This is a genomic window from Methanomicrobia archaeon, from assembly GCA_011049045.1.
In the GTDB taxonomy this organism is placed as follows: domain Archaea; phylum Halobacteriota; class Syntropharchaeia; order Alkanophagales; family Methanospirareceae; genus JACGMN01.
Map to the genome: position 1 here is coordinate 25,339 of DSCO01000042.1, position 13,985 is coordinate 39,323.

At 56.0% G+C, this 13,985-nt stretch carries 9 protein-coding genes; 7 read left to right on the forward strand and 2 right to left on the reverse strand.

Annotated features, from left to right (window positions below; genetic code table 11):
* Positions 1-36: 36 nt before the first annotated feature.
* The 3 genes from ENN68_05395 to ENN68_05405 all read left to right on the forward strand — a co-directional run bounded on the left by ENN68_05395 (position 37) and on the right by ENN68_05405 (position 3,431).
* The gene (locus ENN68_05395; protein HDS45511.1) at positions 37-903 is read left to right on the forward strand and encodes a fumarate hydratase; all 867 of its coding nucleotides are present in this window, start codon (positions 37-39) and stop codon (positions 901-903) included.
* A 125-nt stretch (positions 904-1,028) separates the two neighbouring features.
* A complete protein-coding gene (locus ENN68_05400) occupies positions 1,029-2,144 on the forward strand; it encodes a hypothetical protein (protein HDS45512.1) in 1,116 nt (371 codons plus the stop codon).
* 60 nt (positions 2,145-2,204) lie between these two features.
* Complete coding sequence (locus tag ENN68_05405; GenBank protein ID HDS45513.1) at positions 2,205-3,431, forward strand: hypothetical protein; 1,227 nt, start codon at positions 2,205-2,207, stop codon at positions 3,429-3,431.
* Here ENN68_05405 and ENN68_05410 read toward each other — a convergent pair.
* Together ENN68_05410 and ENN68_05415 are read right to left on the reverse strand one after the other, a co-directional pair.
* Entirely contained in the window at positions 3,406-5,391 is a 1,986-nt protein-coding gene (locus ENN68_05410) for a hypothetical protein (GenBank protein ID HDS45514.1), read from the reverse strand. The two genes, ENN68_05405 and ENN68_05410, sit on opposite strands and share 26 nt — an antisense overlap.
* Before the next feature lie 40 nt (positions 5,392-5,431).
* On the reverse strand, positions 5,432-7,267 hold the full coding sequence (locus ENN68_05415) for a DUF2254 domain-containing protein (protein HDS45515.1): 1,836 nt from the start codon (positions 7,265-7,267) through the stop codon (positions 5,432-5,434).
* 352 nt (positions 7,268-7,619) lie between these two features.
* Between ENN68_05415 and ENN68_05420 the strand changes: the two genes are divergently transcribed.
* From ENN68_05420 to ENN68_05435, 4 genes are read left to right on the forward strand one after another with little or no spacing between them, the layout of a single operon-like run.
* On the forward strand, positions 7,620-10,661 hold the full coding sequence (locus ENN68_05420; protein ID HDS45516.1) for a cyclic nucleotide-binding domain-containing protein: 3,042 nt from the start codon (positions 7,620-7,622) through the stop codon (positions 10,659-10,661).
* 1 nt (position 10,662) lies between these two features.
* The gene (gene bshA, locus ENN68_05425; GenBank protein ID HDS45517.1) at positions 10,663-11,832 is read left to right on the forward strand and encodes an N-acetyl-alpha-D-glucosaminyl L-malate synthase BshA; all 1,170 of its coding nucleotides are present in this window, start codon (positions 10,663-10,665) and stop codon (positions 11,830-11,832) included.
* Positions 11,826-12,533 carry a hypothetical protein gene (locus ENN68_05430; protein HDS45518.1) on the forward strand — a complete coding sequence of 236 codons (708 nt, stop codon included), beginning with the start codon at positions 11,826-11,828 and terminating at the stop codon, positions 12,531-12,533. Before bshA ends, ENN68_05430 begins: the two co-directional genes overlap by 7 nt.
* Positions 12,534-12,591: 58 nt before the next feature.
* Positions 12,592-13,929 (forward strand): UbiD family decarboxylase, encoded by a 1,338-nt coding sequence (locus ENN68_05435; GenBank protein HDS45519.1) that lies wholly within the window; start codon positions 12,592-12,594, stop codon positions 13,927-13,929.
* Positions 13,930-13,985: the final 56 nt, after the last annotated feature.

Below are 13,985 nucleotides of genomic sequence, written 5' to 3' on the forward strand. Positions count from 1 at the left end.
CTGGGAATATGCCCTTAGATGATCACGAACGAAATGATAAAGGAGGTTACCGTTAACCTTTTGCAGCGCGCCGAGACTTCGTTACCCGACGATGTCACAGCGGCCTTGAGACGCGCGTATGAGCGTGAGACGAGCGAGATCGCGCGGGTGCAGCTCGCGGCATTGCTCGAGAATATCCGGTTGGCCGAAGACCTGCAGCGGCCGATCTGCCAGGATACCGGGCTCCCCATCTTCTTCCTGAAGCTCGGACGTGTATCGGAATCACTGGATCTTGGCGATATAGAAGCAGGTATCCGCGAAGGTGTTGCGGCGGCCACAGAGCTAATCCCCTTGCGCTCGAATGTTGTCGATCCCGTCACGAGACGAGGCGACGGCGGGAATCTCGGGGAGCGGATTCCATACATCAATTGCACGGTGGACCCGGCGCGGGACGGGCTCAAGATCACCGTCTTTCCGAAAGGCGGCGGCTCGGAGAATATGAGCAGGTTCACGATGCTCACGCCCCTTCAGAACGAAGAAGCGCTGCAAGCGATCAAAGCGTTCGTTCTGGAGACGGTGGTCGAGGCGGGCGGGAAGCCCTGTCCGCCCACCATCGTAGGCGTGGGCGTGGGCGGCTCGGCAGATCTGGCGATGCAGTTGGCGAAGATCGCGGTCTTACGGCCGGTCGGCACACGCAATAAAAAGGAGCGGATCGCGCGACTCGAAGCAGAACTGCTGGACGCGGTGAACCAGACGGGGATCGGGCCGATGGGATTGGGCGGTGCTACCACAGCGCTCGACGTGCATATCGAGACGGCAGGGACGCACATCACCGGATTACCCGTCGCGGTGAACTTCCAGTGCTGGGCCGCGCGACAGGCAAGTGCAACCATTCACGCCGATGGCACGGTGGAGTATACGTAAGAAAGCTCGAATCTATCCCAACCATCTGATCATCCACAGATTTGAGAGCGATTCACCGATGTTCATCCGCGAATGAATGACTGAGTGGGGAACTACTTATAGTGCCCGGAAGCTATCCAAAATAGATGGCTATCGAGAAGAAGGCGCTCATAGAGATTAGCGCTATGGTACTCGCGATAAAGGTATTCGCTTTTATACTTGCTCCGGTAGCCTGGATCGTCTTACATAATCAACCCTGCGATTTCATCTCCCTCTGGATCCGCTGGGACGCGCTCAACTATGTGGAGATAGCTAAGAATGGTTACGCGGCGGTCGGTGAAACGCGCTATTTCATCGCTCATCTGCCGCTCTATCCCATCATGATACGGCTCGCCGCCGCAGCAGTGGGCAATTACGAACTTGCCGCGCTTATCGTCTCGAATCTCGCCTCGCTCCTCGCATGCTTCTACCTCTATCAACTCGCGCGAATCGATTATGCTGAGAGCACGGCACTGAAGAGCGTTTTTTATTTCGCCATCTTTCCAACCTCGTACTTCTTGATTGCCGGTTATACCGAAAGCCTGTTTCTGCTGCTGGCGATCGGAAGTTTCTATTATGCGCGTAAGGCGAAGTGGTCCGTGGCAGGTGCGCTGGGTGCGCTTGCCGCAGCTACGCGGATGACCGGGCTGGCGCTCGTGCCCGCACTACTCTGGGAATATCATACACAGCACGCAGAGCGCCCGAAAGCCCCGATAGCGCAGCAGTTAAAGGAGCTCTCGTACATCGGTATGATCTGTCTCGGTTTTCTCCTGTATCTCGCCGTGAACTATTGGGTGTTCGGCACTCCGTTTGCGTTCATCGAGATGCAGCGGGAGCACTGGTTCAGACAGCTCGCTCCTCCGTGGGAAGGGCTGGTAGGAGCGTTCTGGGCTATCTCCTGGGGCGAGCCGAGTCAAAAGGTTATGCTCGGCGGTGCAGAACTCCTCTTCGGTGTATTCGGGCTGGCTTGCACCCTGTATGCGGTCGGTACCAGGTTACGCCCTTCGTATACGCTCTATATGCTTTTGACCTGGCTCATGGGGGCATCAACCAGGTTCTGGCTGAGCATGCCCCGGTACACGCTCTCCCTGTTCCCGCTCTTCATAATCCTTGCGGCGGTGGCAGATAAGCGTCAGGAATGGCACTACGTCCTGACCATCGCCTTTCTCATCTTCTTCAGCTTTTTCCTGCTGCTTTTCTCACAGGGACGCTGGGCCTTTTGATCCCACCCACCCGGTCGGAGCGTGTCAATCTATTACATGGAGCAACGGTGAATCATACTCATGAGCTGGCTCGCGGGACTTGAAGATCACCTGATGAATGGTAAGATACTCGTTAGACTGAACTGGAGAATCATCTACCTGGCACTCTTCTTCAGCGCGTTTCTCATATTCTGGGTCTCAGGTGAGGGGCATCCCTCCCACTTCGACTACTATGTCCGGTTGTCTGATGCCTTTTTGCACGGGCGGTTGTATCTTCTTGACCCGCCGTCGTGGCTGAACGAACTCGTTCCTTATGACGGGCGATACTATGTCGTTTATCCACCGCTTCCCGCCGTGCTCATGATGCCGCTGGTCGCTCTGGTTGGGACAGGTCTCAATCAAACCCTGGTTTCCATCTTCATTGGCAGTTTGAGTGTCGTTCTGGCCTGTGTCGTTGCGAGAGACGTGCTTGGCAAAGATCAGAAGGGTGCAGCACCGATCTGGGCGGCAGTGCTCTTTGGCTTTGGCACGATCTTCTGGTATCTGACCAGCGTGGGCTCAGCATGGTATCTCGCGCACGTAACCGCGGTCTTCTTTTTGTTCCTTGCGATCCACGAAGCGCTTACGAAGCGGCGACCGTTCGTGACCGGGCTGCTCGTGGGGGCTTCGTACTGGTGTAGATTGCCGACCATCCTCACGCTTGCCTTCTTCGCCGTGTTGATTGGCTTAACCTACCGCAGGGATAGCGCACAGATGCCGGGGCAGATCCTCAAGCTGGTAGCAGGAGCGTCCGTATTCGTCGGTTTGAATATGCTCTATAATTATGTCAGATTTGGTACGCCCTTCGACGTAGGCTACTGGTTGATCCCTGGCGTCGTTGATGAGCCGTGGTTTAACCAGGGGTTGTTCAGCTTATCGTACATCCACTGTAATTTGGAAACCATTTTTTTTGCGCGACCTGTATTCACGTCTGAACCGCCCTACGTGCTGCCTCCGTGGACGGGGATGGCAATCTGGGTGACGACGCCCGCGTTCATCTACGCGCTCAGATCCAAGAGGACGGAGGCTCTTACCTGGGCCTCATGGCTTGCCATTTTGGCCGTTGCTTCCGTGCTATTCACGCGAGGCTGTACCGGCTGGGGCTTTGGTTACCGGTATGCGATGGACTTCTATCCGTTTCTGTTTCTCCTCACCGTGAAGGGCATGGGCGAGCAACTCAGGTGGCATCATCGAGCACTTATTCTGCTCTCTGTTCTGGTCAACGTGTGGGGTGTCATCTGGGTTAATAAGTTTGGGTGGTGGGCGTAATGACCCGGTATATCCGCCACGAACTCCCGGTTAGCGTTTCGTCGTAGATGAGCTCGAATCGCCGTTCATCTTCGAAGCTCGGTTCGTTGAGCTCAAACCGATTCTCTCGCGCGAATCCGCGTTCATACGGGCCGATGCAGACGTAGTCCACGCCGTAGTCCTGGAGGAGCGAATAGTTGCCCTCGTACATCGCCTTCATGTCCGCCCTTCGCTGGTTCACGCTTGTCCATGGTATTCCATGTGACCACAGCCAGCCCTCATAGCCCATCACCCGCGCTCTCCCGGTTAACGACGGAATCGGGTGATTGTGCCCGGTGCCCGTCAAGAATATGGCGTCTGCCGGTGTATTTTCACGCAGCCAGTCTGTCATAACGATCTCCTCGCCAGACCATACCACGTACCGCTGCTCGAGCATGGAGGCGTGCGTGACGAGTCCGAAGATCGTGCTTCCGAAGAGCACCGCCGCGAGCACGACCACAACAACCATCTTTACGCGGCCGCCCGTGCGCTCACGCACCCACAAAAACGCCAGCGGCGCCAGCGCACAGGTAACGGCGAGCCAGTGGATTAAGAGCTTATAGTTGTCGAAGTACCACGGCTGGAACTTGACGAGGTTCGCGAGCACAAAGAGCAGGAGGAATGGTACAGAGAAGATTCGGGTCTCTGCCTTTGCCTTCAGGAATCCGAAAGTAAAGAGGATAAAGAGCCCCCCGGCATTGAGCGCCCAGAACGTCTCCACCAGCAGGGCGGATTTCACCGCTGATGACAGCGAGGCTGCGGCAGAAGACCAGTCGTAGCTCATGATCGTATCCCTGATCGTATCCGTCCAGCCGGGGAAGAACGTGAAGAACCCTTCCGAGACGCCGCTCCGGATCAGTAGCGCCTGCGGCAGGGCGAGGGGCAAGAGCGGCAGGAAGAAGCAGCTTGGCGTTCGCCAGTCCTTTCTCGTGAGGAGCATGAAACACGCGAGACAGAGCCCCACGAATCCGGTCGCTATAAACGAGTGCGCATGAATAAACGGGAGCAGGCCGATGAGCGCACCGGCGGCTAATACTTCTTTGTGTTGCGCGCGTGCTGTCCCCGTTCCTGCTTCGGACTCAGAAAAGAGCGCGTGATACAGCACCAGATACACTACGAATGAGACCGCCAGGCCGAAGATCGCGGTACGCTGCGGCATGATCACCGCGTAGATCGGGTTGAGGAAGTGGATGTTGATCCCCTGAAGTCCAGCAGGGAAGCCGGCGAGCACAAAGAGCGCCGTCGCGCCGACACCCGCTGCCTTTGACCCGGTCATCCGAACGGCGAGATAATAGAGCAGCCCGAAAAGGGCGAGCTGGAAGCAGATATTGGGCACGAGGATCGAGCTCCGCAGCGTAAAGCCGGTCTTCATCAAGATGGCGGAGTAGAAATCGAAGATGAGCGAATAGTGCGTCTGCATGCCGGCGAACTGCGGGTTCTGCACGGGGAAGCTGAACGTCTCACCGTACACGAGTGCGGTGATGAGCGAGGTGTGCCAGGGATAGTCTGCCCAGACCGTGTGGAATGCATACCAGTTACCCGCGTCGTCCGGGCGAAAAACGCCGTACCCGTTCATGAACAGCACGTACAGGAGAAGAGCACTGAAGAACGCGAGCGCTGCTTTGTCCTCTGGTAGGCTCGCGCTCCAGTTCCGCTTCAGAGCATCGAACCTCCCGTTACCTGTCTGTTTGGTGACGCCCAGCAGCAGGACCGAGATAAGGGCGCAAATGCCGATACCGGGCAGGATACTCACGGAACTCAGCGAGCCCAGAAGCACAGCGAACATGAACACGACCCAGATCGAGACGGCGTGACCAATGACAAAGGCGACCAGCGCGCGCTCGAGGCGATGAAACGGATACGCGAGTTGAGCGGAGATCGAAAGACCGAGCAAGAAGCTCACGAGGATGAAGAGCATCCCAAGGATCATGGTTTCGCTCATTCGTATACTCGCCAGCTTTTTAAAAGTTGCCACACAACAACTAATCGGATGGCCGTTGCATCGTTCTCTTGTGCTGCTCTATCTCCTGCTCCGCAGCCTCAATATCGGCGATCAGGTACTCAAACTCCTTTAACGTGGATTTAGATCTCTGTATTTCCGCCTTGATCTCATCATAAAAAGCAATAATGCGATCTGCAACGCTACGCGATCCGTCAGGTGCAGCCAGAACTAAATTATGCTTTGCCGCGGCAACACCCAGAGTATGCAGGAAGTGAACTGCTTCCTCAAGCTCATCCTTCATATGCAGGCTCAATGTATAACTCGCTATGCGCCCTATCAATCCTGCACTCTTTTCCAGTGCTTCGCTATGTTCGTTCTTTACCATTACGTCGAAAAGTTTCGCAAAAGAAGTTATCAAGTACTTAATCATGCGATATTTTTTAAACGTGAACAATTCTGCAGCGGCGTCGTGATAAAGCGTAAAAATCCGTGCAAGTTGGTCTTCCATTCTGCAGTTTGTAGCTATGTATTCCGTGAGCATATTCTGCAATGAATCGATCATCTGCTGAGTCGCAACATCGTACTCCTTCAGGATCTTGAAACCAATGAGATTGATATTATCCAGCACCATTCTGGTGGTGTAATTCATTCGTTGGGCGATCGCATGCGTGCCCACCTCTCCGAAGATCTCTAATACCTGCACTATTGAGTCGTCATCTGCTTCGATGATCGCTTCTCGTCCAATCCCGAGTAGATGCTTCAGGAAGAGTGGCGAGACATGAGCTTCACGTTCTTTGCGTAACTGTGCCATGTAGCAGCGGTGTATCTCGTCAATCCCGAACCTCGCAGTACTTCGGTCGCCACCGCTGATCGACTTCTCGATGATCTCCGTCACCGGGAGCACCTTATCCAGATCACCGGGTATGCGCATCTCACCTTCACGAACATAGCGCTGGATCGAGCGGAGATACTCGTCATCCACCGTACTCAAGAGGTGGTTGATCACCGATTCGGGTTTGAGCCGGAGCATGGTGATGAAGAAATAGGGGACGAGCATCACAAAGCTCAGCGCAGTCAACAGCACTGATAATTCCACGTATTTGCTCTCCACAGGCTCTTCCAGCCTGAGCAGCGCGAAGACATTGTAGAGTAGACTGCCGAGGTAAATGACGATCACTGACCAGAAGGTCAAGCTCTTGATGTGGAGGTCCATGATCCGGTGGGAGTACTGTTGTGACGCGAACTGAACAGCCATTAAGGTGAGCGAGATGACAATCGCAAATATCGCGGAGAGGCCCTCAACGCCAACGCCTTCCAATATTCCACGAGCGCCATCAAGGTCCATCGGTGCGGAGATGAGCGGCGTCACCCCGAAGAGCGTGAGCGCTATCAGGACCGCAAAGAAGCCGATAATAGCGGGTATAAGTACCTTCTCCAGCCACGCTACAGTATAGCGCCGTGCCTGCCCGTGCGCGACGATGAGCGTCAGCACGTTCTTCCCTGCCCGGTAGTCGTAGGTGACTTCATCCACCAGTGTCTTTATGAAGTAGAGACCGAGTCCCGCCATCTCCTGCTCTTCCATGATCGCGTCGAGATCCGGCGTCTTTACTGCAGTCGGATCGAAGGGCGCGCCTTCGTCCGTAATGGTCACTACAATATTCTTCCCCTTTTTACGGCAGGAAAGGGCAATGGTACCCCGCTTCTCGCGGTAACCATGACTTATTATGTTCGCACAGGCTTCATCCACAGCCATTTGAATGTCAAAAACCTTACGGTCGTACAAGCCGAGCGCTCTCACGGAGTTCGCGATAAAATCACTTATTGCTGCTAAATGCTCCAGCTTCCCTTCTATTTCGAGTTCAAAACGCTCTTTCATACTTATTCCAGGTTCCTCAGCTAACCAAGCAGGAACCGAACGTGATACTTCCGGGATTCATCCGGCGGTCACCGGTCATTTCGCTTTGCCCAGCCTGCTGATCTCTGAATGAGCGTAACACTCCGTATATTAAATCGCTTTCGATGGTATCAGGTCTCTACACCGCAGGGTAGCGTTCTAACCACCCTATGGATCGGCGCTCTGAAATCAAGCAGCCTTTTCACGTTTCCCGTTCAGACTCGTTGAGCGGCGATGAAACGGCAGATTTAAGAATAAGAGCCCGCTTTGATAAGCTAATGCGCGGGAAACACAGCTGTAACATCGCACGGGTCTTTCTCGCGAGGGGCGGGAAATGAATCGAGAGCTAGTGTCCCGGAAAAACGACCTGATCTATCGTTTGCGCAGTCTTCCGATGGCTGGTACCGTTTTGCATCTCGGTGCCCACCCGGATGATGAGGATATTGGGCTCCTCAGTTATATCACGGGCAAATACGGAGCGCGAGCGATATACTGGTCCGCAACGCGTGGTGAAGGCGGCCAAAACCGAATCGGGCCATACAAAGAGGAGCAGCTGGGCGTTTATCGTACCTGGGAGGCGCAGGATGCGCGTGCTATTGATGGTGGTGAGTGCCTTTACGGCCCCTTTTTCGATTTCGGGTACAGCAAAACCGCGGACGAGAGCTTTTACAAATGGGGCCACGACGAGGTCGTTAAGCAGATCGTACGCGCCATCCGAATGGCGCAGCCTCAGATTCTGGTCGCCCGGTGGCGGGGCGATCCGGGCGACTTCCACGGGCACCACCAGGCGATAGGAACGGCCGTCTATGAAGCGTATGAAGCTTCGGGCGATCCCGAGCAATTCCCGGAGCTGGAAGACGAGGGGCTCTATGCCTGGCAGCCGCAAAAATGCTATCAGAGCATGAACAATTCGGGCGGCGACCTCAGAAACGGCGGTGCCCTCAATCTCACAGGAACCTGCAACCCCGACTATGAGCGTGACGGTATCCTGCGCATCAATACCGGGGAGTTCGATCCTATCTCAGGAACGAGTTACCAGGAAGAGGCGTGGGCGGCTTATTGCAAGCATCAGACACAATCGATGGGGGTCATCTCAAAGCCCGGGGACTTCTACTATTATTTCGCACTCTACAAAAGCCAGGTCGAGGTGCCCGCTCGAGAGACGAGCATCTATAACGGTCTCGATCCGACGCTGACCGGCCTGGCAGACTATCCCGGACGGGGAGCGCGCAGGTTGCGTAACGACCTGGAGCAGATCAAGACCCGGTGTGCGGAGGCGCTGCAGTGCTTTCGGGTGGAGAGCCCGGTGGATGCAGGCAAGAAGATCCTTGAGGGACTCGCCTTGCTCAAAGCACTCCGCGTGAATCTAGCTGGTGCAGATCTCGAGTCGCGGGCGGAGCAGGCGATTAGTGTCTATCTGACGCGTAAGATCGCGGATTTTGAGGCGGTTGCCGCGCGATGTCTGAGGCTCAGGCTTGAATGTCTCACGGATGATGCGCGAATCACGCCCGGTCAACGGTTCCAGCTAACGTCAACTTTGTGGAATTTCCTGCAGCGCGAGGTTAGCAGCGTTGGTTTCACGGTACTCGTCCCTGAGCGATGGGAGATCAAGCTGGTAGACGAAGCATCGGCTGCGTTGCATTCGACTTACGAGGTAACTGCCGCGCCGTCGGCGGCACTATCCACCCCGTACTGGTTGTCCAAACCGAAGGTTGGCGAGCAGTACATATGGCCGAAAGGAGCGCCTGCAGGTCTGCCCTTTGGGCCTCCACCGGTGCAGGTTGACTGCCAGGTACAGCTCGGCGGAGATCAGCTCACCCTGCGAGCGCCGGCAATTCTCCGTGAGAAATTCCCCGGCGGGCAACGGGAATTGACCATGGCGGTTATCCCGCCGATTTCGCTGAGCCCACACAAAGATCGGGAATTCCTGGTGGTTGGCCCGGAGGATCAGCGGGTGAACCTGATGGTAACGGCACGGAGCAATATGGAGCACGAGGGCGTTGAAGGCTCATTGCGGCTCGACGTGCCTGATGGCTGGCACGTAGAACCTGCTGAAATAGAGCTTGCTCTGGGGCCGCTGGGAGACTCTACGTCCGCATACTTCTCGGTTCGGATACCCCGAGCTACACCGGCCGGGCACTATACACTTCGCTATGTCGTTCGCGTCTGTGATCGTGATTACGACGTGGTGCTCCATCCGATACACATGGGCATGCCTGGTCTACCTGGTCTGCCGGATGAGACGAACTGTGTCAGAGAGGAATTTGTCATTACTCCCTCAATGGTCGAAGTTTGCATGATCGACGTCAGGTTCGCGAAAGGGCTGAAGTGCGCCTATATTCGCGGTGCGCCGGAGTCAATTCCGGAGGTGCTGGAAGCGTTCGATCTGCACGTTCGCCTGATTACTGATCAGGAACTGGCGTTCATTGAGCTCGCGCAATTTGACGTGATTGTCGTCGGTCCAAATGCGTATCTCACGCGAGCCGAGCTCAGGAAAAATTACGCGCGATTTCTGGATTACGTCGCGCACGGGGGAACGCTCGTCGTTCAATACCAGGGCTACGGCTATCAAGGGCTGGGTTTCGCACCGTATCCCTTCGCTTACAACCAGCCCCATGACCGCGTGAGCTATGAAGACGCGCCGGTGACCTTTCTCGAGCCGGAGCATCCGGTTCTTACCTGGCCGAACAGAATCAGCCACGCGGATTTCGAGCACTGGATCGTAGAGCAAGGCCTCTATTATTTCTCGAGCTTCGATAAGCGCTACCTCCCTATTATTGAAGCGAACGATCCCGGTGAAGCGCCCAAGAAGGGCGGACTGCTCGTCGCGGGTTATGGTCAGGGCGCCTATGTCTACACCGGGCTCTCCTTCTTCCGGCAGATACCGGCCGGGGTGACGGGCGCAATCCGGCTGTTTGCCAATCTCGTATCGCTGCCCGCCGCGCGCATCCACGAACGCGCAACGTTTCTCAAGCGCGTCGCCTTATTTGCTCCGCTCGCGGACGAGGATCTGCATGAAGTTGCAAACCTGATGTCCGAGCACTGGATGGAAGACGGCGCGTACATCTGCCGAATCGGTGACCCCGCGGATAAGATGTATACCGTGGTCAAGGGCGACGTGGAGATCTTGCGAAAAGTGGCGGGTAAGGAGGAGCTCTATTATCAGGAAGGCGAGGGTGACACCCTGGGCGAGATGTCTTTTTTTGCTGAAACGCCCCACGAGGTCGCTATCCGCGCAAAAGGCCCGGTTCAGTTGCTCGTCATTGAGGCAGAGCAACTCAGAGTGTTGTTGCAGCAAAAACCGATGCTGGTCGGGCAGATCATCAAGGTGCTGGCCAACGAGCTCAGGAAGATCACCGGGTGGGAGAAGCGTTAGAATGCGCATAGGAATGATGTGCCATGCGAGTATGGGCGGGAGCTCCCGCATAGCGGTGGAACTCGCATCTACGCTCGCTCGCCGTGGACATGAGGTACATCTCTTCGCCCGGACTGCTCCGTTCTTCCCCTGCACGGTTTCGCGTACCCTCACGCTCCATACCCTGCGCGAGGATGATGGCGACCACCATCCTTCTGATTTGCTCCTCGATTGGCCACGCGATGAGCTCGAATCGTACGTTAAGATGGTCCTCACGGTACATGAAGAGGAAGCACTTGCGCTACTCCATTTTCATTATGGGTTCCCTTTTGCGTTCGTTGCTGCTGAAGTCCGGAGACGACAGGGCGGTACCTCGCCGGTTCTTATCGGAACGCTGCACGGGACGGATGTTACCTGTTGCGGCGATGCGGTGAAACGGGCACAGATTATGCGATGGCTGAACTCTGTCGATGCAGTAACGACTGTTTCAAGGAGTCATGCCCGGCTGGCCTCGAGCCAGCTCCTGCTAGCCGCTGCCCCCCGCGTGATCCCTAATTTCATCGATCTTACGGAATTTCAAGCGCCGGCTCCTGAAGTTCAGCGTTCTCGACCGCGAATCGTGCACATATCTAATTTCAGGCCCGTTAAGAACGTTCTACAACTGGCGCAACTCTATCGCGAGATCAGGGAGCACATGGACGCTGAATTATGGCTGATTGGTGACGGTCCCGAGCTGGCTTCACTCAGAGCAGCGCTGCACGCGCATGGTCTCGAGCGCGATATCACCTATTGGGGTATACAGCGCAATGTTGCAGCTATCCTGCAGCAGACAGATCTACTCCTGCTCACCAGTGCCTACGAGAGTTTCAGTATGGTTGCGTTGGAGGCGATGGCGTGCGGAGTCCCGGTTATCGCGCCGCGCGTGGGCGGGCTCCCCGAGGTAATCGTTGACGGCGAGACCGGCTATCTCTATTCCGCAACTGAGCCCTCGACTGCGGTAGAACTCGCGATTCGGCTGCTAGCCGATACAGAACTGCTCCTGCAACTGAAGAAGAAGGCGAGAGCGCATGCAGGCACCTTTGTTAAAGAGAAAACCATTTCGGATTACGAGTCGCTCTATCAGCACTGCATCGCGCGGCACCGCCAAAAGGAGCACGAGCCGGGTAGTCCTCGGGAGGCGCGGGTATGCTGACTGAATTCAGCCCGGTGGATTTCTTTGAGGTTGCCGAGAATACTGAAGCCGCGGGACTCTTCAAGGAGGTACGGTATGTCTGGGAAGCGGTGGCCATCTTGCCTGCGTATATCGAGCGTATCCTCGAGCCGGCGATTTTAGGCGATGTGGAAGAAGGGGCCTGGTTGGAGCCCGGTCGTGTTCGCCTGGAAGAAGGCGCGCGCGTTGAACGGGGCGCCATCGTGCGTGGTCCCACCATTATTGGCCGTAATACCGTGGTTCGAAGCGGCGCGTACATTCGTGGACACCTCCTGGTCGGGGCTGATTGCCTTATCGGAGCTGGCACGGAGACGCGACAGCTCCTCATGCTTGATCACTCACATATCCCGCATCGCAATTTCTTCGTCACGTCGCTCGTGGGGAATCGCGTCAACGTTGGTGGTGCGACCGATACAGCGAACGTTCTGTTAAATGGCAAGGTGGTCGAAATCCGAATTACCCGTGACGATGGAGTTACGACCGCTTATCCGACGGGCATGACCAAGTTTGGCGCGATCATCGGCGATGACACGAAGCTCGGTGGGCAAATCCTGCTCGAGCCGGGAACGGTGATCGGGAAACGGTGCCGGATTTATCCACAGTGCACAATCTCAGGCTATATCCCGCATGATTCCCGTGTTAAATCAATAACCGGTAATTTATCAATCACGTCCCGTATATAGTTTGTTGAGCGAATCAGAAAACAGAACAAGCTCTAACCACCAGGGAGATAACCATACCATGAGGGCGCTTGTAGATGCATGGGCCCGTGAAGGGAAACTGATCGAGATCGAGGACGAGGTCTCCGCGAAGTACGAGGTCGCCGCGCTCTGCGCGCAGCGAGAGCACGAAGGTCTACCGATCCTCTTCCATACTGTTGATGGCAGACATGCGGTCATCATGAACGTGCTCGGCAGTCGCGCGATGCTGGCTGAGGCGCTAAACATCCCCCAGGAGCAGCTCCTTCAGTTCCTCGTTGACCGTACTGATTGCAGCAGCTCGTCCTCGTCTGAGGGCGGCTCAGTTGCGATCGTTGAGCACTCGCCGACCCGCGAGGTGGTGACTGCGCCGAAGCTGAACAAGCTGCCGATACTTACCTTCTTCAAAGATGACGGCGGCGCATACATCACCGGCGCGATCGTGATCGCGGAACGGAACGGTATTATGAACGCTTCATTCCACCGGATGCTCGTCCTGGACGAGAATCGCGTGGCTGCGCGGCTCGTGCCCTCTCGACATTTATATAAGATGTACCGCGAAGCGCTGGAGCACGGTGAGTACCTGAAAGTCGGGATCGCCATCGGCGTTGATCCGCTCATCCTCTTCGCAGCCGCGACGCGGGTCCCCCCGGGTAAGGAGTTCGAGTACGCAGCCGCGCTGAAACGATGCCCTCTTGAGCTCTTCAAGCTCGATAACGGCATTGCCGTTCCGCATGCGGAGTTCGCCTTCGAGGGTATTATCGGCGAGGAACGAGCGCGAGAAGGGCCATTCCTTGACATTACGGGCACCTACGATCTCATCCGCGACGAGCCTGTGATCACGCTCACACGGATGTACCACCGGAACGAGCCGATCTATCACGCGATTCTACCCGCTGGTAAGGAGCATCAGTTGCTTATGGGCGTGCCTTACGAGCCCCTTATCTACCGGGCGGTCGAAAGCGTGGCCCGCGTCAGGAACGTGTATCTGACCGATGGCGGCTGCTGCTATCTCCACGCCGTGGTGCAGCTAACGAAGGAGAAGGAGGGCGAGCCGAAGAACGCGATCATCGCCGCGTTCGCCGCGCATCCCAGCCTCAAGCGCGTAATCGTTGTGGATGATGACATCAATCTGTTTGACCCGGCCGATGTGGAGTACGCGGTCGCGACGCGTGTGCGCTGGCACGAGGATCTCGTTTTGATACCTGGCGCTAAAGGCTCAACGCTCGACCCCTCATCACAGGACGGCCTCACCACGAAAGTGGGGATCGATGCGACAAAGCCACTCGCCGGGGCCGAGCAGTACGAGCGCGTAGTAAAGGCGGCGATGAAGAAAGCGTCATCACGCTCCTCGTTTCCGACCCATAGATATGATAGATAGATAGATAGATAGATAGATAGATAGATAGATAGATAGATAGATAGATAGATAGATAG

Coding starts and splice junctions, on each gene's coding strand:
- ENN68_05400 (HDS45512.1), top strand. CDS start 1,029: ATGGCTATCGAGAAGAAGGCGCTCATAGAGATTAGCGCTATGGTACTC.
- ENN68_05405 (HDS45513.1), top strand. CDS start 2,205: ATGAGCTGGCTCGCGGGACTTGAAGATCACCTGATGAATGGTAAGATA.
- ENN68_05410 (HDS45514.1), bottom strand. CDS start 5,391: ATGAGCGAAACCATGATCCTTGGGATGCTCTTCATCCTCGTGAGCTTC.
- ENN68_05415 (HDS45515.1), bottom strand. CDS start 7,267: ATGAAAGAGCGTTTTGAACTCGAAATAGAAGGGAAGCTGGAGCATTTA.
- ENN68_05420 (HDS45516.1), top strand. CDS start 7,620: ATGAATCGAGAGCTAGTGTCCCGGAAAAACGACCTGATCTATCGTTTG.
- bshA (HDS45517.1), top strand. CDS start 10,663: ATGCGCATAGGAATGATGTGCCATGCGAGTATGGGCGGGAGCTCCCGC.
- ENN68_05430 (HDS45518.1), top strand. CDS start 11,826: ATGCTGACTGAATTCAGCCCGGTGGATTTCTTTGAGGTTGCCGAGAAT.
- ENN68_05435 (HDS45519.1), top strand. CDS start 12,592: ATGAGGGCGCTTGTAGATGCATGGGCCCGTGAAGGGAAACTGATCGAG.